At 39.5% G+C, this 22,891-nt stretch carries 22 protein-coding genes; 19 read left to right on the forward strand and 3 right to left on the reverse strand.

The genetic code is table 11. The features are described 5' to 3' along the window. Positions 1-385 precede the first annotated feature (385 nt). A complete protein-coding gene (locus EEL30_09305) occupies positions 386-1,021 on the forward strand; it encodes a restriction endonuclease (protein ID QDX92500.1) in 636 nt (211 codons plus the stop codon). A 341-nt stretch (positions 1,022-1,362) separates the two neighbouring features. On the opposite strand, the gene EEL30_09310 is transcribed toward EEL30_09305, so the two are convergent. Next, a complete protein-coding gene (locus tag EEL30_09310) occupies positions 1,363-1,650 on the reverse strand; it encodes a hypothetical protein (GenBank protein ID QDX92501.1) in 288 nt (95 codons plus the stop codon). A 557-nt stretch (positions 1,651-2,207) separates the two neighbouring features. Here EEL30_09310 and EEL30_09315 point away from each other — a divergent pair. The 17 genes from EEL30_09315 to EEL30_09395 all read left to right on the forward strand — a co-directional run bounded on the left by EEL30_09315 (position 2,208) and on the right by EEL30_09395 (position 20,667). Further along, a complete protein-coding gene (locus EEL30_09315) occupies positions 2,208-3,191 on the forward strand; it encodes an iron(3+)-hydroxamate-binding protein yxeB (GenBank protein QDX92502.1) in 984 nt (327 codons plus the stop codon). An 853-nt stretch (positions 3,192-4,044) separates the two neighbouring features. Further along, the gene (locus tag EEL30_09320; GenBank protein QDX92503.1) at positions 4,045-4,905 is read left to right on the forward strand and encodes a DUF4111 domain-containing protein; all 861 of its coding nucleotides are present in this window, start codon (positions 4,045-4,047) and stop codon (positions 4,903-4,905) included. A gap of 391 nt (positions 4,906-5,296) precedes the next feature. Continuing rightward, the gene (locus EEL30_09325) at positions 5,297-6,172 is read left to right on the forward strand and encodes a radical SAM protein (GenBank protein QDX92504.1); all 876 of its coding nucleotides are present in this window, start codon (positions 5,297-5,299) and stop codon (positions 6,170-6,172) included. Between the two features lie 309 nt (positions 6,173-6,481). Next, a complete protein-coding gene (locus EEL30_09330) occupies positions 6,482-7,228 on the forward strand; it encodes a hypothetical protein (protein ID QDX92505.1) in 747 nt (248 codons plus the stop codon). 15 nt (positions 7,229-7,243) lie between these two features. Further along, positions 7,244-8,377: a ketoacyl-ACP synthase gene (locus EEL30_09335; GenBank protein QDX92506.1), complete on the forward strand. Its 1,134-nt coding sequence runs from the start codon at positions 7,244-7,246 to the stop codon at positions 8,375-8,377. 68 nt (positions 8,378-8,445) lie between these two features. Further along, on the forward strand, positions 8,446-9,447 hold the full coding sequence (locus tag EEL30_09340; protein QDX92507.1) for an ATP-binding cassette domain-containing protein: 1,002 nt from the start codon (positions 8,446-8,448) through the stop codon (positions 9,445-9,447). Next, complete coding sequence (locus tag EEL30_09345; GenBank protein QDX92508.1) at positions 9,425-10,246, forward strand: hypothetical protein; 822 nt, start codon at positions 9,425-9,427, stop codon at positions 10,244-10,246. Before EEL30_09340 ends, EEL30_09345 begins: the two co-directional genes overlap by 23 nt. A 2-nt stretch (positions 10,247-10,248) precedes the next feature. Then, complete coding sequence (locus tag EEL30_09350) at positions 10,249-11,061, forward strand: ABC transporter permease (GenBank protein QDX92509.1); 813 nt, start codon at positions 10,249-10,251, stop codon at positions 11,059-11,061. A 25-nt stretch (positions 11,062-11,086) separates the two neighbouring features. Continuing rightward, entirely contained in the window at positions 11,087-12,097 is a 1,011-nt protein-coding gene (locus EEL30_09355; protein QDX92510.1) for an LLM class flavin-dependent oxidoreductase, read from the forward strand. A gap of 16 nt (positions 12,098-12,113) precedes the next feature. After that, the gene (locus EEL30_09360; protein QDX95716.1) at positions 12,114-12,380 is read left to right on the forward strand and encodes an acyl carrier protein; all 267 of its coding nucleotides are present in this window, start codon (positions 12,114-12,116) and stop codon (positions 12,378-12,380) included. Further along, positions 12,377-13,492, forward strand: a complete 1,116-nt coding sequence (locus tag EEL30_09365; GenBank protein ID QDX92511.1) for an amino acid--ACP ligase — start codon at positions 12,377-12,379, stop codon at positions 13,490-13,492. Before EEL30_09360 ends, EEL30_09365 begins: the two co-directional genes overlap by 4 nt. 35 nt (positions 13,493-13,527) lie before the next feature. Next, positions 13,528-14,733 (forward strand): aldehyde dehydrogenase family protein, encoded by a 1,206-nt coding sequence (locus EEL30_09370; protein ID QDX92512.1) that lies wholly within the window; start codon positions 13,528-13,530, stop codon positions 14,731-14,733. 22 nt (positions 14,734-14,755) lie between these two features. Beyond that, on the forward strand, positions 14,756-16,471 hold the full coding sequence (locus EEL30_09375; protein ID QDX92513.1) for a thiamine pyrophosphate-binding protein: 1,716 nt from the start codon (positions 14,756-14,758) through the stop codon (positions 16,469-16,471). A gap of 69 nt (positions 16,472-16,540) precedes the next feature. Next, positions 16,541-17,503 (forward strand): hypothetical protein, encoded by a 963-nt coding sequence (locus tag EEL30_09380; protein ID QDX92514.1) that lies wholly within the window; start codon positions 16,541-16,543, stop codon positions 17,501-17,503. Positions 17,504-17,533: 30 nt separating this feature from the next. Continuing rightward, the gene (locus tag EEL30_09385) at positions 17,534-18,103 is read left to right on the forward strand and encodes a hypothetical protein (protein QDX92515.1); all 570 of its coding nucleotides are present in this window, start codon (positions 17,534-17,536) and stop codon (positions 18,101-18,103) included. Positions 18,104-18,134: 31 nt separating this feature from the next. Continuing rightward, the gene (locus tag EEL30_09390) at positions 18,135-19,286 is read left to right on the forward strand and encodes a hypothetical protein (protein QDX92516.1); all 1,152 of its coding nucleotides are present in this window, start codon (positions 18,135-18,137) and stop codon (positions 19,284-19,286) included. Between the two features lie 25 nt (positions 19,287-19,311). Then, a complete protein-coding gene (locus tag EEL30_09395; protein ID QDX92517.1) occupies positions 19,312-20,667 on the forward strand; it encodes a long-chain fatty acid--CoA ligase in 1,356 nt (451 codons plus the stop codon). A 32-nt stretch (positions 20,668-20,699) separates the two neighbouring features. Here the strand turns inward: EEL30_09395 and EEL30_09400 are convergent, their stop codons facing one another. Then, positions 20,700-21,242, reverse strand: coding sequence for a GNAT family N-acetyltransferase (locus EEL30_09400; GenBank protein QDX92518.1), 543 nt, complete (start codon positions 21,240-21,242; stop codon positions 20,700-20,702). Positions 21,243-21,428: 186 nt separating this feature from the next. Here EEL30_09400 and EEL30_09405 point away from each other — a divergent pair, with 186 nt between their 5' ends. Further along, a complete protein-coding gene (locus EEL30_09405) occupies positions 21,429-22,121 on the forward strand; it encodes an aminopeptidase P family protein (protein QDX92519.1) in 693 nt (230 codons plus the stop codon). 158 nt (positions 22,122-22,279) lie between these two features. Here EEL30_09405 and EEL30_09410 read toward each other — a convergent pair whose 3' ends face one another. Then, the gene (locus tag EEL30_09410) at positions 22,280-22,834 is read right to left on the reverse strand and encodes a metal-dependent hydrolase (protein QDX92520.1); all 555 of its coding nucleotides are present in this window, start codon (positions 22,832-22,834) and stop codon (positions 22,280-22,282) included. Between the last annotated feature and the right edge of the window lie 57 nt (positions 22,835-22,891).

Here is a 22,891-nt window from a genome sequence, read left to right on the forward strand (position 1 = left end):
GTAGGAGACAAGGTGAAAGTAACGAATAAGTCGAAATGGGAGCATAAAAAAATCGGACCAAATGATGTAACATTTGCATCAGGAGACTTTATTTCTAAAGTTACGGAGAATGAATAATTTATAGAATGAAATGACCTGCATTCACTAGGAGGACTGTTTGTCACGGCATTGTAATAGATGCTGTGGTACGGCTGTAGGTATGTATATACGATGAAAAGCATCTCATTGAGGTGCTTTTCTTTTTTAAGTTACTTATTTTTACAATTGTTATATAATAATCAAGGGTTAAAATGGGGATTATTGGTGGATGCATACTAGTCCTCGAAGCAGATCGCAGGTACTTCTTATAGTTAAGTATGAAAAATCATTGATAGGAGAATACGAGATGGAATTGATTTTTTTCTTGCTTTTGATTCTGATTATAGGTGTTGCAATATTTCTGAAATTCGGGAGTTTCCCCAAAAAATCTCCAAATACGAGACAAATAACAAATGATATTGATCCATTGTCTATAGATATCCATGATATAGATAAAATGCTTGATGGCTCAGAATTTGAGATATATTTATATAGACTGTTTCATGCACTAGGCTATAAAGAAGTTTATAAAACGGTGGGTAGTAGAGATTTTGGTGCTGACCTTGTTTTTACAGATCGAGCTGGAGTTCGAAATGTAGTACAAGCGAAACGCTATAGTATTGATAATCTAGTAGGTATTAGTGGCGTACAAGAGGTATATTCATCGATGAGATTCTATAAAGCAAAGAAGTCAATTCTGATTGCAACAACTAGATATACTGATTCATGCGAAACCTTGGCTGGGATCAATAATGTAAAATTATTAGACCGTACAGATTTAATTTCTATCATTGAAGCTTTTAAACAAGGTAATGTGGAAAAGGCAAAAAGTATTATTGAGGCGGAGCCAAGAGTAATTCTGGATTCGTGGTTTGAATATGCAGATACAAATCGAGAAATTAAGAAGGATAAAAAGGCTGAGAAGTTAATACGGGGAATATAGTTTAAAATGGTTTTTATTTGTAATTTTTTGGAGGACTGTTCATTTAAACAAACATCCTTCTTCACGCGAAATAATTGAGCAAAAGTAAATGTCGAATTAGTGGTTGTGGAATGATGGTGAAATTTGGGTTGTTGAAGATCATCTTGGCTGAACAGAACTTGAGCTAGCAGGATTGGTAGTGGCTAGCCCAAAATTTGTCGCTACTTACCAGAGAACTGTAATATGAGTTGTGTACCAAGATAGACAAAATACAGAACTGATTTGAAAACAAAAAATAAATCACATTGCATTGTGATTGTACACGATTATTGGACACTTTAAAAAAGTCACGTGGAGTTGTTCTATTGCTCAATGTCAGTAATGTAGGAATCTGTTTTTATTAAAGTAAACCAAGTACATATCATAAACCCAATTGCTGAAATTAGTAACAGAATCATTCCTAAAAGGCGATAAGACTCTATAAGAGAGACAAACAAATAGTTGTTCATTTCTGGGATTGAATAGGAAGCGAAGTCACCTTCGTGATATTTTATTCCATTTTCAATGCCGAATTTTGTACTATTTAAAATTAACACCACACCAACGATTCCTAAAATTAAATAGATTATTTTATCTAACCAATGTTTCATTGAATTCACCCCTTTTAAAAAAATTGAAGCAACACTCAACTAGTTTGCAAATAGTGTTGCTTCTAAATTATTTAAATTATACTTCTTGCCAAGTGAAATAAAAACCAGTTGGCTGATCTAGGGTTCCTACATCTACTTTCCTTTCTTTACCAAGGAGGGGCTTTTCCCAGATATCAAGATAATATGTGTCATATATAGGGAAGATAAAATACTTGTAAGTTTTTCCGCTTGGAACGTTATAGGTAATTTCCTTGGTAAATTCTTTACCTGCTTACTAACAAGATAGCGATAACGGGAATAACCATTTTTTTCTTCAAATTATTAAACGCCCTCTTTAAGTATGTAATTGTAAATATTACCATCATTTCAATTAAATGAAACGATGAGGTCTATTAAAAAAATACCTTTTGATTTCATATTTTTAATTCTGTATGAGGCTACTCCAATAAAGTAACATCCTCATATTGACAGAGATAACGTTGTTTGATACATTTACTACGAAATTGAGAATCATTATCAAACTTATTTACACTGTCATACATATAGGGGAGACTTACATGTTAAAGAAAAAATCACTCTTCTTCGTTACTACCATTTTCATTGTGCTGTCTGTCCTCATGACTGCTTGTGGCGGAACGAGTAACACAAACAGCGGTGCTACTACACCAAAGGAAAAGGACACCAAAGCAACAGCTGAGGGATTCCGCAGCTTTGAAACAAAAAAGGGAGTTGTGAACATCCCAGTAAAACCTAAGCGAATCGTTACAGATTTTTATGGTGGTGAATTGCTTTCTGTAGGAGCAAATGTTGTCGGTGTTGAGCCAACCACCTTCAAAAATCCGTTCCTGACCGATCTGCTGAAAAGTGTTACTGATATCGGAGAGCCTATTAGTACGGAAAAAACATTGCAGCTAAAACCTGATTTGATTGTTGTTATGAAAGATGAAAACTATGAAGCCTTGTCGAAAATAGCTCCTACTTTGCACATCCCCTATGGCACTGCCACTAATATTTATGAAACAGTAAGACTGTTCGGCGATATTGCAGGGGAAAAGGAAAAAGCAGAGAAGTTTATCGCTGCGTATGACCAAAAGGCCGCGGATGGTCGTGAGAAGCTAAAGGGTGTCATCGACGAGAATGCTACCTTTGGACTTTATGAACTGACAGATAAGGGTGAGCTGTGGATATTTGGGGATAATGCTGGCCGAGGTGGACAAGCGGTTTATAATGCGTTGAAGCTGAAAATGCCACATGCTAAGAATAGTACAGAGGACCAAACTTTGAAGCTGTCCATGGAGATACTACCACAGTATGCTGCTGATTACATGTTCCTGACGACTTATGATCCTCAGAAAAAGGGAGAAGCGTTAAATCAATTGCAGACTTCAGCGGTTTGGAAAAATCTGAAGGCAACCAAGAACAATACCTTGTTCTATAACGACTTTGATACGTATTATCGTTATGATCCGATTGCAATTACTGGACAAATTGATCTAATTGTTGACATGCTACTTGCGAGAAGCAAAGAAAATAAGAAATAAGCTTTTTCATATGCAGGTGTCTCATATAGATATTCCAAAATAACTAAAAGGAAACAAAAGTTTGTTACTGATATCATAGCTTTTATTATCGTACTTTTTCTTGTACTATATGATTTCCTGTTAAAGTGAGCTATTGGGAGATTGGATTTTATGAAAAGGGAGGGCGGGCCAAAATTGGCTTCGCCCTTTTTTGATGGTTTAGTGGACTGTAACTAATTCTTATTGGTAAATACTCCCGAAACAACACTAAGGAAGGCTTGAACTGCTGAGGAGGCACATTGAATGGATGGACAAGCTAATGCCACACACCGCCAATGCATTCGCTTGAGAGGTCTGGATCGAATTTTTGGCTGGTTTTTAAGAAATAATTCTGGACCGATTGTAATGCCCAGTCCTTCCTGCACTACTTCTATTAGGCATATCTGCCTTTATTGGGTCTCGTTTCGGAAGCTATGCGGTAGATAAATGGGGGGCTACTACTTGGGCGACGACTCCAGCCATTCAATTCTATCTGATTTTTTGAATGTAGAATATTAGGGAATTTTATTGATAATACGGCAGTGCTGAATCTAGGTATTACGTTGGGTGCGGGCTTAGAAGGCGTGATGATTGAATACACCTCAGTGCGTCATTTTGGGTGGTTTAGTGGGGTGATCGTATTTGTTGCACTTGTTACTGCGTCCTATTCATTCTTATTACATTGTAAACAGAAGCAAACAACAATATAAATCGTCTTAGTTTGTAAACGATTTCTAAAAATGGAACATCAAATAAATGTAGCATAGGGAGTTAAATATTACAAATATTTGGTATATTGGTAGGTAGGTACCTAAAAAGAAATGAGGATTTAGCTATGGATGTTACCATACCGGAAAAGATTAGTCCGCTATTACAAGACTATACTAACTTATTAATGTCTGAATTACCCGATGTAATACACGGAGTTTATTTATATGGTTCGATCGCTTTGTCAGCATTTGATGAGCATAAAAGTGATATAGATTTTATTACAGTCTTAAAAAGAAGCTTAACAAATACAGAAACTGAATTAGTTCGGAAGCTTCATCATACGCTAAAGAAAGGTAATTCACTTGCAAAGAGACTGGACGGTATGTATATCAATCTGGAGGACATAGGGAAGGATAATAAATCCTTACAGCCGTATCCATGCTGTGCTAGTGGAACATTCAAAAAAATGGGATACTGGGATATTAATCACGTGACGTGGTGGACGTTAAAACATCATGGTGTAACAGTTGTGGGGAAACGTCTGGAAGAATTGCGTATTGCTACACAATGGTTGGATGTTGAAGAGACAATGAACTATAACGTAAATGAATATTGGGCGAAAAAAGGAAAAAGCCGTATCTATTTCTTGTTTGATGGATGGGTTGAGGACGCTGTATTAACATTGTGCCGAATTTATTACACGCTGAAGTTTAAGGAAATTATTTCGAAAGGGAAAGCGGTAGAATATGCACTACAAGTATTTCCTTCTGAATGGCATCTAATCCTAAGAGAATCCTTGAGAATTCGTAACGGAGAAAATGAGCCATCTTACTTTTCTTCCAGAATAAAAAGAGCAAAAGAAACAAGAAGATTTATATTATATTTGATTGCCTTTTGTAATTCGAATTTTTTTACTAGTGATACTCGTTCAGATAAACAAGCTTATGTATGCCCGAATGTGGAGGGTGCAACAAGAGACTCGTGAATGGGGGGTATCCAATTAGGCTACCTAAGAGTGTCGCAGTATACAGCCATTAAAAAAACAATACCTATCTAACTGTAATTTCTACGATTGGCCGTCCTCTCAAATGGAATGCTGTCTGGTTCTAGTAATAAATTTTTAGCAAATAGCACATTCATCAACCTGTATATACTGGAAAAGCTCAAGTTGAAATCATGCTTGAGTTTTTTTCATGTATAATAAGCGGAAGTGGGAGTAAAGTTGAGAAGGTTTCGATTATCTTGACATTTTTTAACTCGATTGAACTCTTGTCCTGAGACAACATGACCTAAGGTCCGTTTATGAGACACTTAGGAGATATGTAAAACAATATGAATGTTATCTTTACAGAAATATACGGAATGAGGAACAAGCTTTGAAGACATTTAAAAAGGTATATATCGAAGTTACCAGTGTTTGTAATCTTGCCTGTAGCTTTTGTCCACAAACGAGTCGACAAGCTAAGTTTATCAAGCTGGACACTTTTACTAATATATTGGATCAAATTAAACCACACACCAAGCATATCTATCTTCATGTTAAAGGCGAGCCTCTTCTTCATCCCAAAATTGATGAGCTGTTGGATGCAAGCCATGCGAAAGGGTTTAAGGTCAACATCACTACAAACGGAACGCTTATTCAAAAAAATCGGGCCAAGTTATTGGGAAAGCCAGCGTTGCGCCAAATGAACTTCTCACTGCATAGTTTTGATGGTCACGAGGGCTCGGTTGATCGAGATAAATATCTGGCTAACATTCTTTCCTTTGTTCGGGAGGCGGCAGAACATAACGTTATCATATCGTTTAGGCTATGGAATCTAGACCAAGATAACGCGACGAACATTCAAAAGAGTAGAAACAGAGAGACATTAGAGGTACTGGAAAGAGAATTTAATCTAGACTACAAAATTGAAGAAAAAGTGATTCCGGGTAGCGGAGTCAAGATTGCTGAAAGAATTTATATAAATCAGGATCATGAATTTGAATGGCCGAGCTTGCACGCACCGGAAGACGATGGAAAAGGCTTTTGCCATGCCCTGAGAAGTCAAGCCGGAATACTCGTAGATGGAACCGTGATACCGTGCTGTTTGGATGGAGAAGGTGTTATTAATTTAGGAAATATCCAAGATACGCCTTTTTCTGAAATCGTAGAGAGCGAGAGAGCAAATAATCTTTTCTATGGATTTTCTAGAAGGGAAGCTGTTGAGGAATTATGTAGGAAATGTGGATATAGAAAGAGATTTGGGGCGTAATTGTAACGCTATGATAGATGAACACCTGTACTATTGCAGGTGTTCTTTTTATTGGTCACAATAAATTGGTAAAATATGATATTTGCGAAACCTCCAGTATAGTAACAATGATGCAAGAAACCAGAAATTTTATTAGGTTTGAATTTGGATAAATAAATGAACGTGTTACTTGAAAATTTACAAAAAAAGTATGTTATAGAAAAATAAAATGTCGAATAATGCTATCTTGTCATTTTTTGAAGCTCGTGATAACATATAGACGATTTAGGAATAATTTACATTTATTCAATAAAATAGAGAGGTTTTTCGATGAATAGGGAAGCAATCGCGATTGTGGCCGGATATCATTTCTTTATAGATAAAGAGCGGAGGAGCTCGAATAAATTGATTTGCAAAGTAAATGAATCAGCCATCACGTCATTACTCACACCAAAGCCGTTCAAAATTCATCAAAAATTGACACCATTTCTCCTGCAATCTGTTGCCAATGTTGTTTCTTTGTTGGAACAGAAAAATCTTTTACCTGCTCCAGATCGAAGAGGAGTCATTATGAATGTGCCTAATGCGATTTTTGCAGAAATTGATTCCTATCTTTATGCCTTTCATCAACAGCGAAGAAGAATTAGACCTCATCAGAGCTTGTCTATTGATTCAAGCTCTCCCACCGCACTTGTTACCTTGCAATTTGATTTTAAAGGACCTTCTGCTACATTGACCGATCTTTATGGAGGCTTGAGCAGTCTGGGCTGGGCATACAATCTGATAAGGGAGAACCGTGCCGATTTGATGATGGTAGTTGATGTGGATCGAGAGCTGTCTTCAACGGATGACTTTGTTGGAAGCATTACCGTTGCAGCGTTGATGAAAGAGTCTGCCCTAGGAGAGGTAGAACCAGTTGGCAAATTAACAGACTGGGCATTCGAGCATCCGGGAAAAGATAGCTTACAAGGCAGAAAGCTAGAACAGGTCATGACTTGGTTGGACTCATCGAATTCATCGCAACGGTTTGGCTATGAGGATAAGGAAAATTGGGCGATTTGTTTTACAAAATCATAGGAGAGGAACGTGGGTATGAGAGTAGGCATCGCTGGTCTTGGTATCGTTTCTCCTTATGGATTCGGTTTAGAGACAATTTCCAGAGGACTGCTTGCAGGTAAAAGTGCGCTTACCTCCTTGACTAGATTTGACGCTCAAGCTTTTCGATCCCAAGTAGGTGGACAAGTTGACTTTCAAAGTGACAGGTTGGAGGAATCGATAGCAGAAGCTTGGTTAAACAAAGCCTTGCAGGAGGCGTTGGCACAATCAGAGTGCGAGCTAGAGACATGGCGTGGCTACAAAAAAGCCATTATTTTGCCAGTCGTGTGTGGTGTGTCTGCATCTGTATTGGAAGAAAGGGCAGGGGTTTGGGTAAAAGACCCTTTAGAGTTTCTTCCTTATGGATGGCGTGAGAAAACACCTGTATTACGTGTATCAGCAGCATGCTCTTCCGTAAGCTCTGCGATTGCTATGGCTAGAAGTCTTATCTCACAAGGGCAGCTCGATATGGTGATGGTTGCACGCGCAGAGTTGTTGAATGAGTATGAATATGCTTCACTCGACATCGTTAAGGCTATCTCAACAGAGACAGCACGTCCCTTTGATCAAAAGCGTAATGGAATTTTAGTAGGAGAAGGGGCTGGAGTTATCCTGCTTGAATCGGAGGAATGCTTGCTAGATCGGGGAAAGCAGCCATTGGCATGGATAGATGGAATCAGTCATATCGTTAGTGGGTATGAAACAAATTTGGTTGAATTAGATAAGGAAAGCACCATGCAAACGATGCGTGAGGCACTGGAGGAAGCACAGCTTGAAAAAGTGGATTGCATTCAGGCTCATGCTACAGGTACGCCACAAGGAGATCTCATTGAAGCAATAGGAATTTCGGAGGCTATTAAAGAGGGCAATACTATACCAGTTAGCTCTCACAAAGGTGCTATTGGACATTTGCTACGTTGTTCAGGAGTAATGGGATTGGCTACAGGCATTATTTCTTTACAGAAGCAAGTAGTCCCACCAACTATTGGATTAACAAACCTCGATCCAGCGTGCCCCATTAAGCCAGTAATGGGACACGGATTGAAGACAAAAGTGGAGTCTGTTCTTATCAATAGTTTTGGTTTTTGCGGCAACTATGTGTCTATGGTAATCACTTATCCGGTGTTGTGAGAACATGAAAATGAAGCATTTATATGGTGAAAAAATTTATACGATAGTGTCGGAAAGTAGGAGGAAGTATGAGTTTTATACACGTGTCTAACTTACAGAAGGACTATGCTTATTATAGAAAGGAGGTTGGGTTGCTCAATTCCATCAAAAATCTGTTTCATCGGGAAAAGCTGGTCAAAGAAGCGGTACAGAAGATCTCATTTGATATTGATGAGGGCGAGATGATGGCTTTTCTTGGGCCAAACGGTGCTGGAAAAACGACAACTCTGAAAATTTTGTCAGGCATATTGCATCCGACAAGCGGGGAAGCAACCGTTATGGGCTATGTTCCATGGGAACGTAAAAAAGAATTTAAAATGAATTTTTCTATTGTTATGGGGCAAAAAAGTCAGCTCTGGTGGGATCTGCCCGCCAATGAGTCCCTATTTTTAAATAAATTCATTTACGAGGTTGAAGATCGTGAGTATCAAAAAACATTGGAGGAACTAACAGAATTACTTGATGTCAAGGATGTTTTGGACGTACAGGTGAGAAGACTTTCTTTAGGTGAAAGAATGAAGCTGGAATTGGTGGCTGCTTTAATTCATCGACCTAAGGTTATTTTGCTGGATGAGCCTACGATTGGGTTGGACCTTATCTCTCAGAAAAGCATTCGCAAATTTTTGAAGTATTACAATGAAGAGACGAAAGCTACCATCATTTTGACAACGCACTACATGAAGGATGTAGAGGACCTTTGCAAACGAGCTATTATCATCAATCAAGGAAAGATTGTCTATGATGGCAACTTAAATAAGGTAAATGAATTGCTGAACCAAAAGAAGCTAATTAAAATTCAATTTTCCTCTCCTGTTCAACAATCAGCTGTAGAAACTTACGGGATTGTGAGAGAACACAATGAATATGAAAGTCTTATTGAGCTTGACCGTGAGTTTCTAAAGCAAAACTCCAAATTGATATTGGAACATTTACCCGTAAGTGACATTAATGTAGAGGATATCCCCATCGAAGATAGTATTACGATTTTGTATAAGAAGGATGAGAAAAATGAGAAGGTTGCGCAGTTTTAGGAAATACATCCATACCTTTCAATTAGGAATACAGTCTGCGGTTGAATATCGAGCTAACTTTATCTTGGGAATTGTGGGAAGTGTATTCTCCATCACCATATTAACTTACTTGTGGACAGCTATTTTTGAGAGCCAAAGTCCCGGTTCTACGGTTTTTGGATATACCTATCGGGAGATGATTACCTATACGTTGATTGCGGCAGTAACGGCCAAGATCATACAAGCTGGCTTTGAGTATGACGTAGCGGAAGATATAAAAGAAGGCGGACTTAACAAATTTATAATTAGGCCAATTGGATATCTTCCATATAAAATCTATTCATTTCTTGGTTCCAAGCTAATCTATATTGTTGTCAGCTTTTGTTTAATTTTTCTCATTTTGTTTATCCTACATAGGTTGATTCAAGTAGAGATTAGCTTTGTTAATATTGGCTACTTCCTCATTACACTTTTCCTTGCTCTCGTATTAAACTTCTTTATCTTTTTTAGCATCACCACCATAGCTTTTTGGCTTGAGAATGTTTCCTATATTTTTGAAGCCCCTAAGATTTTGCTTGTGATTTTAAGTGGAGGGATTTTTCCTCTAGATGTCTTTGATGATACTATTCTAGCCTTTCTGAACTACCTGCCATTTAAATATACGGTAAATTATCCAGTAGATGTGCTTATCGGTAAGTACCAAGGAATTGATTTAGTTACAGGCATGGGTCTACAGGTATTCTGGATTGTGGTTTTTGCTCTTCTCTCTAAGGTATTGTGGGGTATCGGTATTAAAAAATATATTGCTATAGGTGGATAAACATGGCGTGGGTTAAAGAAATGAAAAAAATAGTAAAAATTTACTATTTGTTCTGTAAAAACTGTCTGATGGCGCAGATGGAATACCGATTTAATTTTTTTGTTGGAGTCATTGTAGAGAGTGGTTTTGTATTGGCGAAGCTGATTTATATCTTCGTGATATATCAATCGGGTCTGATCATTGAAGGGTTAAGCAGAGATTCCATTCTATTATTCTCAGGTACATTTATGCTGGTGACAGGGGTTTATGTAAGTCTTTTCGTCGTTAACTTTTTCAAAATCTCAGATGATTATGTACATGAGGGAAAGCTCGATTTATACATTACAAAACCAATTTCCTTACAATTTCTTACAACGATGAGATATGTAGACTTCGGATTGGCGATACCTAACTTATTAGTGGGAAGTGTGCTGTTGGTGATGGGATGGAGTCGATTGGGGATTGAAATCAGTTTGGCTAATGTGGCAGGCTATGTTCTATTCTTGATCGGAGGGATTGTGATCAGTTATACAGTCATGTTAATTCCTCATCTATTCTCGTTTTGGTTTATAAAAACATCCGCTGTGAACGATTTGAGCAATGACATTTGGGAATTTGGGCACATGCCAGCTAGAATCTACAGCAAAACAATCCAGACAATTGGCATTTACATTATTCCGCTGTTTTTAGCGAGCAACTTCGGACCACTGTATCTCTTAAACCAATTAAGCTTGGTAAATATGACGTGGGGTATTGTTGCTCCACTAGCATTGTTACTTTTGACACGTTTATTGTGGAAGGCAGCGATTCGTAATTATTCCAGTGCAAGCAGTTGATCTTTCATAGAAAGGTGGAACATGGATGAAATTCTCGGTTAGCTTCTTTTCCAACTTGAATGATGATACACCTCGAGATATGCAAGCTCATTATGAATTTCTATTTGAAGTAATCCGATTTGCGGAGGAGCATGACTGGTATGGTGTATGGTTTCCTGAGCGGCACTATCATAGCTTTGGTGGATTATTTTCAAGTCCATCTGTTTTTGCCGCTGCGGTAGCAAGAGAAACAAAGAAACTTCGCATTCAAGTGGGAAGCGTCATATTGCCTCTCCATTCGCCCATTCGCATTGCGGAAGAATGGGCAATGGTAGATCAATTGTCAAAAGGGCGAGTAAGCATTTCCTGTGCTTCTGGCTGGAATCCAAATGATTTCAAAGAAAATCCAGAGCATTTCGAACATCGCAAACAACGAATGTGGGAGGGAATGACACGGATTGAAGATCTCTGGAATGACCGGGAAGCAGGAACGACAGTATTTCCTAAACCCTATCAGCAGCAAATACCGATTTATGTGACGGTGGCTTCCTCGAAAGAGACTTGCTATGAAGCTGGTAGAAAGGGATACCATTTGCTAACCCATTTTATTTTTAATGACATGAATGATGTAAAACAAAAGATTGATTTGTATCATGCAGGGTTACGGGATGGAGGTCATAGTGTGGAAGGCAAAGATGTAACCATCCTACTGCATACCTATCTTGATCATGATCTCAAAGTGGTAGAACAGATTGTAAAGGATGCGTTTTTTGAGTACCAGCATGCTTTCTTATCCTTGGCAGAGGCTACTCCCCATTATGAAAGTAAACGCGAGGAGGAGATTGCAAAAACGATGATGCTTAGGAAGTATTCTCCTCATTATTCATTGCTGGGTACTCCAGAAACTTGTGCGACTGTACTGAAAAAACTGGAGGAGGTAGGTGTTACACATGTGGCGGCTCTGATTGACTTTGGATTAGAAAAACAGAAAATCATGGAGAGCTTAGAACGTTTGGTTCCACTTGTAAAAGAGGCGAATGCACAAACTATTTTATGAAAGGGAATGAATGAAAATGAGACAAGCTATGATTCTTGAAATCTTGCAAGAGATGCTTGGGATCAAGGAACCCATTGCTGAACATGATGATTTAACAACAATGGGTTTAGACTCTATGACCACAATCCGCTTAGTTGTAGCGCTAGAGCGAGCATTTGATCTGGAATTTAGCGAGGATGATCTCTTGTTGGCAAATTTTCGAACTGTGGAGAAAATAAGTGGTTTAATTAATGAACGAAAAGCCGAAAAAGTAGTTCATGCAGAAAAGAGTGAGGTCTTATGAAAAAACAGTACCGTGTGTCTGAAGTCCTATCTCGATCGCAAGCGGAGGCTATTACTTCCAAATTGGTGTACAGTCTGGAGGGAATTTCTCATTGCTCCTTTTATCCTGAAACGAAGCAAATTGAAATTGATATCGTTGACAAAAGTAAAGAAGCCCATATTGATCAAGTCATTCAAACCATGGTAGAGGAACAAAAGAGTATCCGCGCCTTTCCCAATCGGATCATTCGAAAAACGGACGGTGATATCACAAAAGTACGAGTCAATGAGGAAGAAATGCTAGCAGAGTTTTCAGAGCTGGTTCGAAAAGAGGCGGCTGTTACCCTATATGAGGCATTACAACGCCTTTTTGCGGAATACGCGGTTTCTAAACAGGCGAGCACAAGAATTTATTCGTCTTTAATCCCAAGACAGACATTGGAAAAGTGTCAATATGTGAAAAACTTCCCACAGAATCTGTATGTGGTCGCCGAATTTCCTCATCAGTACGAGGTACTTAATCAGGTTGGTCAAACAGATAACTATGAGGAGCATATTCGTTGTAGTGAACACCTGCTGTCCCCAGCCCTATGTTTTCATTGCTATGAGGAGTATTCCAATCAAACGTTGCATGAACCATTGTTAATCAGTACAGAGGGAGTTTGCTTTCGCCATGAAGCACCATGGCGTCTAGGAAAACATCGACTTCATAATTTTCGAATGAGAGAATTCGTCTTTATGGGAAATGAATCCTTTGTAGAAGAAACAAGGTTCTTTTTTTTAGATAAAATATGGCAATTATTTGAAAGTGTAGGATTTAATGGTTATATAGAGACGGCACATGATCCTTTTTATTTTCCTCATCATGCTGAGAAAAGTCAGTATCAGTTGATGGCCCACATGAAATATGAGCTGATTGTTTCGACTGACACAGGCAACTTTTCAATCGCTTCCTTTAATAATGTGAAAGATACGCTATGCAAAGAGTTTGGCATTACTGATCCAAATGGTTTCACTCTTCATTCTGGATGTGTTGCATTTGGTGTTGACCGATGGGTATATGCTTTGCTGGCTGTATATGGTACGAAACTCCAAGAGTGGCCTGCTCACATCCGGCAAATTCTGACGATTTAGCTATATATTTGTAAATATAAGGAGGCTTATTATTTATGGTCTTTGCTACAAAAGAAAGAGACGTGCAGTTAAAACGATTGGACAAGCTTATTTCAGGAATGCGCACAAACAAGGAAGAACTACTTGATATTTTGACGGAGATTGCCACCTATGATAGTGCGGAGGCTGAGATAGAATCCTCCATCTCTACTTTGCTTGGTGCTGAACACGAGATAGCTCTTTACAATCCTCCTGCTATTAATCGAATCGCCGTGTATCATTCATCTAATGTTTTATTGTACTCCTACGTGTTATATGCCGCTATTCCTAGTTTATATTGCAAAGAGATCTTAATCAGACCTTCTACAAAAGCTTTATCTACGATGGTAAAACTTCATGACTTCTTGATTAATCAGGCCGATATGCCGTCTCAATTGCTCCCTATCTCACAACGGAAATTCAGACAACAGGCAGGGAAGCCGGATGTGGTTATCTTCACTGGGAACTACGAGAATAGTTTGAAGGTGCAAGAAACATATTCAAGGTCTCTGTTCTTGTATTTCGGGGCAGGAATTAATCCGTTTATCATTGGGCAAGAAGCAGATTTGGTAGATGCTACAAAGCGAGCTGTGGCTGCCCGTGTCTATAATTCTGGACAGGACTGCATGTGCCCTAATGTTTATTTTGTCCACGAGAACATCAAAGATAGATTTCTGGCTACGTTGATCCAGGAAATTAAAGAATTACGTATAGGTAAGCGAAACGAGCCAGGTAATGCGATAGCTCCTTTATTTTACGAGGGATTGTCAGAACAGGCACAGGATTATCTAACACACATAAAAGATCGTATTGTTTATGGGGGAACAGTGGATTTGTCCATTAATTATGTAGAGCCGACAGTTGTCGTGTCCTCTTTTGAAAAAATTGGTGAGGTTATTGAGTATTTCTGCCCGATCTTCCATGTTGTAACCTATCGAGATGAACAAGAAGTGGTGGATTGGTTACATGCTCCTGAGCGTGTAGAGAGCACTCTTGGTGCTTCTGTTTTCGGAGAATCAGAACTGGCAAAACAATTACGTGCTAGACATATCGTTTCAGAGAATTTGAGCCTGTATGATATTGAAAATGGAAATCAGCCATTTGGTGGTTATGGTTTGCAAGCAAATTACGTGTGTCATCAAGGGCAATTTACTAGTCGGCCTCTTTTAATCTCCAAAGAAGTTTCCGCTTTGTTTGGACAAAAAGAACAACATAATCCATAAAACATAAAAGGGCGTGAAGATTATGGAAGCGACAAAAAGTTGGACGATCTGGGATGCTTATGCAAGTGTACTTGTTGAACAAGGCATAACTAAGCTGTTTGGCATGGTGGGAGATGGTGCAGGATTAATTGAGTCCGCTTATAAAAAAGATGGGCTAGAAATTTTTACAGCACGTGATCAGCGGATTGCGGTCGGCATGGCTATGGGGCATGCTCAGGTGTCAGGGAGTCCAGCTGTGCTTGTTACTAGCCCTGGGCCAGGAATTGCAAATTGCATCATGGGTGTTTTGGAGGCATACTCGGCCGCTGTACCTTTAGTCATTATCTCTAATGCCACAGCGCGGAACATGCGTGGAGAAGGAGCATTTCAAGAGGCAAACTCCATTGCTATGATGCAATCTGTGACTAAGTGGAGCTATCGTGTGGAACATTCATCGAAAGCAGTTTGGGCTTTACGACGCGCTTTCTTTGTAGCTGTTAATGGAAAACCTGGTCCTGTTTATATTGAAATTCCAGATGATCTTACGTGGGAGGATGTAATTGATGAATCTTTCTCAGATGCTGACAAAAAGAACCTTCATGAATGGGGCCCCATTTTTTCTCAACCGGAAGAAAAAAGGATGCGTGATGTATTCGTTGAGCTAACTAACGCAAGGCGTCCTGTATTCCTGCTAGGAGGAGGCTGCCAACATCGTCCGCTAGTGTCTGAGCTGACGATCTCCCTAGCAGAGGCTCATGGGGTAGCAATCTTTACTACAGCATCTGGTAGAGGAATCGTAGATGAGAGGCATCCTAATGCTTTTGGAAATGTAGGACTTTATACGTTACCCCAAATCAAGCAGCTCCTTTTTGAAGCAGATCTAATTGTAGCGATCGGAACCCAGTTGGAGGAAACAGCTTTGATGGGCTGGAAGGAAGCCCTATCCGATACGTTCTTTGTACATATTGATTGTCATTACGAGTCGCTAGAGCGTTCTGTTTATGCCGATTGCAGGTTACTTGGGGATGCTCAGCTTTCCTTGCAACTTCTATGGAATATGTCTTGCGAGTATATGAAAAGTGGTACCAGTAACAAAAGTGATTGGATGAAAAGAATGCAGGAAGTAAAACAGGAAGCTTTGTCAGCGTGGGGGGAAATTGATAATACAGAGGCGCCTGTTCGAAGCATGTTGAAGGAAATCGAACATGAATTTGGCGAGCATGTCATCTTAGTTCAAGATAATGGATTGCATGACATGTGGGGGTATTCGTATCCCGTGTACACGGTTGTGCCTCCAAGTCGTACGGTTGTTCCTGGTGAACAAACTGCCTTGGGTTTGCCTATGGGTATATCATTAGGGGCTAAGATTGCTGATAGAAAAGCCAACGTCGTTGCTTTTCTCGGTGATGGCTCATTTGAAATGGGGTACTCGGCTGTCGGTAGCGCCGCTGAGCATCAACTGGGTATCACCTTTATTGTGATCAATAATGGAGGTTTCTCGTGGCCAAGATTTCAGCAAAGCTTGAGCAACGTGGAAGTAGGTTGTTCCTTTCAAATAGAGCATGATTATGCTGCTCTGACGAGATCGGTTGGTGGCTATTATGCAAAATTGACTCATCCAAATGATTACCAGAAGGCATTGAAAGAATCAAGGCTATATACGCAACAAAACAAGATTGCTTTGTTAGAGCTGGTAGTTACCTGGGATCAAGATTTGCCGATTACGGTGATGCTGCAGTATGGAGACAAGGAACATTAATCATGTCTCATGGGAGTATTTGCTTGAAAATGATGCATTCAGACGTATCAATAAGCTAGGAGGAATCCAATGAATCTAGCTATTCCCACACACCACCCTGTCATGTATAACAAGCGTAAGGAATTCTTGGACTGCTTGGAGTACCTGATTTGCTCTTATATTCAAGGATTTGGAGTGCCATATCACTGGCTTTTGTCCGACAGATGGGGATTTTATTATCGGAGCATGGATGATTTTACAGCAGCAAAGGAAGAGGTTTTGGTGCCTTTTCCGGATACGTTACAAAAAATTTATTCGGCAGAATTCCTTCATTACGAAAAGCGTGAGCTGTTGGATGTAGTAATAGAGACCATCAAGCAAAATCGACATCTTTTTACCGTGGTAGATGGTAGGTTTTTACCGTGGTATACGGATATGGAAATCTTCTCCCATTTTGTTTTAATTCAGGATTATGATTCAACAACCGAGCGTTTTTATATAACTGATTTGTGGCCATACGAATTTTCAGATTGGTTCCCGATTGATCCTACCAAACAATCCTACGAAGTGGAAGGAAAGTACAGCTTTGCATTGACCGAGCCATCGTTACAAATCAGTGAAGAACTGCTTCTACAGCAATTTCGTTCCGTATGTGACAAGATTACTGGTACAGATACCGGATATGTTGGCTATCTTAGCGGACAACAAGCATTGCTTACATGTCAGCAAGATATGAGATTGCTCGGAAAAGATCTGGGGCTTCATTTGGATAAAATGTTTGAAATGTTAAAACGAGTATTGAACTATCGGGATGGTTTTCTGGAGTTCGTTTTATATGCAGAACAGGATCAAACAAGTCCAGTGCGCAATGAAATAGACCCTGATCTTATTGTTTTGGTAGAAGAGACGGTAAATATTTGGGCTGTTTTCCGAAATTATTTGATTAAGGCGAAGCTGACAGGAAGCACGAATTTTCAAAAACAGATTGATTGGGTGGATAAAATCATCGAGAAGGAAAAAGAAGTGTATAAGAAGCTAACCAGCTATTTCTAGACTCGATAAGTGATTGAGGTGCTTGAACAAATGAGTATGACAGAAGCACATATAATTGGTTTGGCATCCGTTTTTAATGTAAAAGGAGTATCAACCCAAGAGCTACCGCTAGCTGCCCAGTTGGATCATGTGTGCAGTAGCATTCCGGGGGAGATATTTCCGAGCGATGAAGTCATTTCATATCAAGGAATTCCTTTTGCCTTCCCATTAACTGAAACAGTTCACTATGATGTTATAGGCTGCGATGGTCAAATCGTTGCGGTAAACGCTCCAAGCTCTTTTCAAACATTAGCTTTTCTAGGTTTTTCTCTTTTCGGCGACTATCAGGACAAGTTTACAATTCAATATGTTGATGGAACAGAAGAAGAGGTGCGATTTGGTTTGACTAACTGGAAACAGTATAAACCTGGAACACCATTGTTTGGGGAGCATATAGCAATGTCCCTCCCTTATTATGTGGAGAAAATGATTCCTACTGAACTACCAAGAACCATTTGGTTACAGAAAGTAGCTCTTCGACATTCAGGGCACATCAAGCAAGTTATACTGCCAAGCAATCCCTACCTGATTGTCATTGCTCTTACTCTGTGTAACGTCTAGAGTCTAAACCTTGGAAAGGAAGCGTACAGCAATGAAAGTGGAACCATTTGCACCTGAAAGGAAAGCAACGTATTATTCCATTTGTCTGCACGTCATCCTGCACGAACGATTAAGGCATGAGGGGATGACCAGTTTTCTTAGCTTACATCCTAATCTTGAGATGTATGGTGTAACGGTTTATTCCAAGAAAAAAGACGTAATCACCATGCAATATGGTTTATGGGATGAATATATCGATTCTTTTCGTTTAAGCAAGCTAGGCTATGGAGTTAGCCCTGAGCATATGGGGTATCGGGTAGAGAACATATCGTTTGAAACCTATGAAGAAGGGAAGCTTGCTATCCTTCAAAACATTCAGAAGCAGCAGCTTTCGTTGATTACCGGAACCTATTACCATCTTCCTTACAGTTCTTATTATCAGAGTGACAAGTATCTTACGGATTACAATACTCTCCATCCTGGGGTCATTAAGCATTGGGTGTCTGTATATGGGCTGGATGAGCAAAGAGCTTGGATTTATGACGGCGTCCCAGGAGATTATGTTGGGGCCATTCAACTTCAGGACTTTGAAGCGTGCTGGCGGGGAGATCGAGGTATTAAGGAATTGGCAAACAATTCGCTGATACAGGGCAAAAAAGAGTATGGGATGCTACAGCTATATCAAACATGCAAAATGGAGCCATGTGACGTACGTAAACTAATGGAGAGTACGGCTGTTACCGTCGCTTTTGAATATATACGTGGGGTTATCATCAGCGAAGATAACGACATACATTACTTTGGCAAAAGTGCAGTTAATCAGTTATTGGAGGACTTTAGTTTCATTCATATGCATGAGGATCAACTAGGAGGAAATCATCTTGCTGACTATGGACAAGCTGTACTGGAAATTAAACTGATGCGTTATTACTATCTGGATTTGCTTAAAGATTTGGTCATGTTGTACGGTTATGTCTATGAAGAAGATCTGGATCGTTTTGAAAAAATTGTAAAGCGATGGGAAGTAATCAGTATTGGTCTGATGAAGCATATTCTGAGACAATCCCCACCTGAAAAGTTTTTAGTAACAACGATTGAGGCAGTAAAGCAAGTGGAGATGCAAGAGGATCACTTCTTTACTGAATTTCTTTACAGGCACTCTCACACTTCTTTACTAGAACCTATAAAAACAATCCAAATATGATCTCCCAAGGAAGGGAGGAAGCTGCTTGATCAACTATGAGGTTTTTGTTGGTAGTACACCTTATACAGCCCTTGTAAAACAAGAAATGCAACAGCTTATGCTGAATATGAATCGTCTGAGAGTCTCTGCCGGGAATCTGGTTGCGATTGCTATCCATGAGCCTATCTCGTGGTTAATTTCCTATTATGCTTGCAAAGAGTTGGGAGCCATTCCTATCATGATCGGAAAGGTTGCCGAATTAGGTAAACAGCTGGAAATAGTCCGAGCTGATTATGTCTGCTATACAACCGATCATTATGAGATACAAATTGAGAAGCTTTCCTTTGTACAGGAAAAGAATGTTCCTAATAACACTGCACTCATATGTAGAACCTCAGGCTCTACTTTAGGGATGCCTAACTATGTAGTGTGGAGCAAAGAGGGGATTGAATATCAGAAACGGGAGACTACACGAGTATTCGGGTATATGAAAGGTGATCGACTCCTCTTCACTTTGCCACTTTGGGGAGCATACGGATTAAGCATTGTGGGAGTTTTAGAACAAAATAGCATGGATTTGGTCCTCCCTGCTAATTTACGACCACGCTCCATACTTGCCTTATTACACGAACAGAAGGTCACATGGGTAGAAAGTGCTCCTTTTTTCTATCAATCCATGCTTCCCTATCTAGTAAAGCAACAGAGAGAGATTGGAGAAGTCGGTGTAAAAGGATGGGGATGTGGAGGAGATTTACTTACCCACGCTTTTGTTCAACAATGGGTGGAGATGACAGGAGTCCCTATATTGGACGGCTATGGATTGACGGAAGCAGGCCCCAATGTTTCACTGAATCGTCCGTATGATTATTGTCAAGGAACGGTTGGCAAACCACTTGTTGGGACAGAGCTTACCTTTTCCAAGGAAGGGGAGCTGTGGGTGCGAAGTCCTTCTGTTATGCTAGGATACTATGCGGATGGGCAAGTAGATGCTTCTGTGCTTGATAAAGGATGGTTGCCTACTGGTGATATGGCAACGAGAGATGAGCAAGGGTACGTAACCATCTTGGGAAGAAAAAAGAATATCATTATTGTCAATGGATATAATGTCAGTCCGGAATATGTAGAAAGAACCATAAGAGAACATAAGGGGATAAAAGACGTAGCTGTTGTGGGAATCTCGCATCCGACACGTGGAAATCGATTGTGTGCTTTTTTGGTTGGGGATGACTCTATTACGAAAAGTGAAATTGACTTATTTGTAAAAGATAGAGTAGATGAGCCGTGTCGACCAAATTTTTATGAAGTGATTGCTGATTTGCCGGTCCTCGCTAATGGAAAGATCGATCGAAATCAATTGCAAGTAAGGGCAGAAGCACGATTTGGTGTAGGAAGTTTGGTGTAGAATGCTTGTGAGGGAATAGGGGATGAAAAACGTCATTCATGATAGAATGACGTTTTTCTAGTGTATACTTGTGTGTTACTACATGCTTTTTCATCTAGAATAGGCATGATTTCCTTGTTCATTTGATAATTAACTAATAGAATCCCTCGTCGTGTTACAGCTTGGGCTTGAACGGTCTGATACCCATGATGTTCGAAAAAGGGTTTAGCAGTAATGCTTGCTTCTGTAGTTATTGTAACAAGTGCACGTTCTCTAGCTTCTCTTTCAATAAAACCCAATAGAGCTGAAGCAATTCCCTGTCTTTGAAAGTCTTTATGGATATAAAGCCTGTCTAAATGACCTTGAGCCGTCATGTCACAAAATCCAACGAGTGTATTTCTTATTTCTGCGACATACGTGCTATTATGACGTAAAGATTCTTGCCAACTGATAACCTTGCTGACTCGTTCGTCTTCTGGAGCCCAAGCATCGAGTTGTTCTTGTGAGTAATCTTGTGCGTTACTAGTATGAACCGTTTCGTAGAAGAGAGAAACCAGTTGCTCGGTATCAGATTCTTTAAACTTTCGAATGATCATAGTTGTCTTCCTTTTCATATGAAGTAAGTAAGAAAAAAGTCTAATGATATGGAAAAAGAAAAAGCAATCTCTTACAATACATTATATGTGATTTGGCGGATGAAAGTTCAAAACTGTCAATAAAAACGAAAATATTAATCGGAATCATTTGAAAATTTGATCTAATAATAGAGAGGTGTAGGAGCTTTGAAACAATCACTTGAGAAGAGACACTCGGCTTTGCGTGATGCTGAGAAAAAAGCAGAGGAGTTATTCATACGGATAGAAGAGAAAGGAATATTACGCGGTGGTGTAACTGAAAAGCAGGTTAATCGGGAGATATATGAATTGGCTTTCCAGATGTTTGGTATCAAAAAATATTGGCATAAACGGATTGTAAGAACGGGGAAAAATACGTTATATCCTTATCGAGAGAATCCTCCAGATTTAACTATATCTGATGAAGATATTATCTTTCTCGATTTTGGCCCTATTTTTGAAGAGTGGGAGGCCGATTTTGGTCGGACCTTCGTTCTCGGAAATGATCCATATAAGATAAAGCTACAAAATGATATTGCTCAAGCTTGGCAGAATGGAAAGGATTATTTTCAATCAAGACCAAACATCACCGGAAGTGAGTTGTTCGAATTTATGTGTCGTCTCGCGGAGGAGTATGGGTGGGAATATGGAGGTCCACACGCCGGTCACCTTATTGGAGAATTCCCACACGAGCGAATTCAAGGGGACGAGGTAGAGAATTACATTCATTCTGAAAATAAGGTTCAGATGAGAGAGCCTGATAAGGATGGCAGACGGCGAGATTGGATCTTAGAGGTGCATTTTATAGATCGTGAGCTTGAAATCGGAGGGTTCTTTGAGCAGTTATTGACAGTTGAATAATATTATAGGGTCTGAGAGTTCCTTGGAAAATAAGCTTGATGCTTGAGCATGTGAAAAAAAAAACAACACAAAGAATAAAGAGCGCTTCAATAAGAAGGACGCTCTTTTTCTTTGTGCATGTTCGTACACCATATGTACTCGAAAATAGTAGCTTACAATCAATTCGCCAACAGCGAAAAGATTAAACCTGAAACAAATTCTACCAAGGACTGAAGCTGATATGACAAAGACTTGCTTAGCTCGCCAAACATGCTACCGTCCATCGATACAACAATGAGAAGCAGGCAGGCGATACATACGGCTTTTTCTACAGGGCCTCCTGTTTTAAAGGCTAGAGGCAATTTTATTCTAGCTTTGCTAAAAGGATAGAATAGCGGCACTCCGGCAACTGTTAATAAATCTCCTACGATATGAAAGAGGTACCCGATCCACAAGCCCAGAAACAAGTTTTCTTTCATGAAGAAGGATAGAGCAAATAAACAGAGCCAGAACGGCAGAGAATGTGTCAGTCCACGATGTCCTAATGTTTTGCTCATCATACGAGAGGTTTTAGATAGCCTCTTACCAATGTAAGATTTAGGATGATCAATGTCAGGCAATAAACTTCCTACAGCAAGTCCTATTACATAGTCTGTTTGAAACGGAATATCTAAAAACTTTGCCACACATATACCAGCCAACGTTGAAAAAGCAATATGTGTTTTATACTTCAAAATGCTCCCCCTCTTACCTACTGCAAACAAAGAGGGATGACTTGTACTACAGGTGAT

The sequence above is a fragment of the Brevibacillus laterosporus genome (assembly GCA_007833815.1).
Classification (GTDB): Bacteria; Bacillota; Bacilli; order Brevibacillales; family Brevibacillaceae; genus Brevibacillus_B; species Brevibacillus_B laterosporus_D.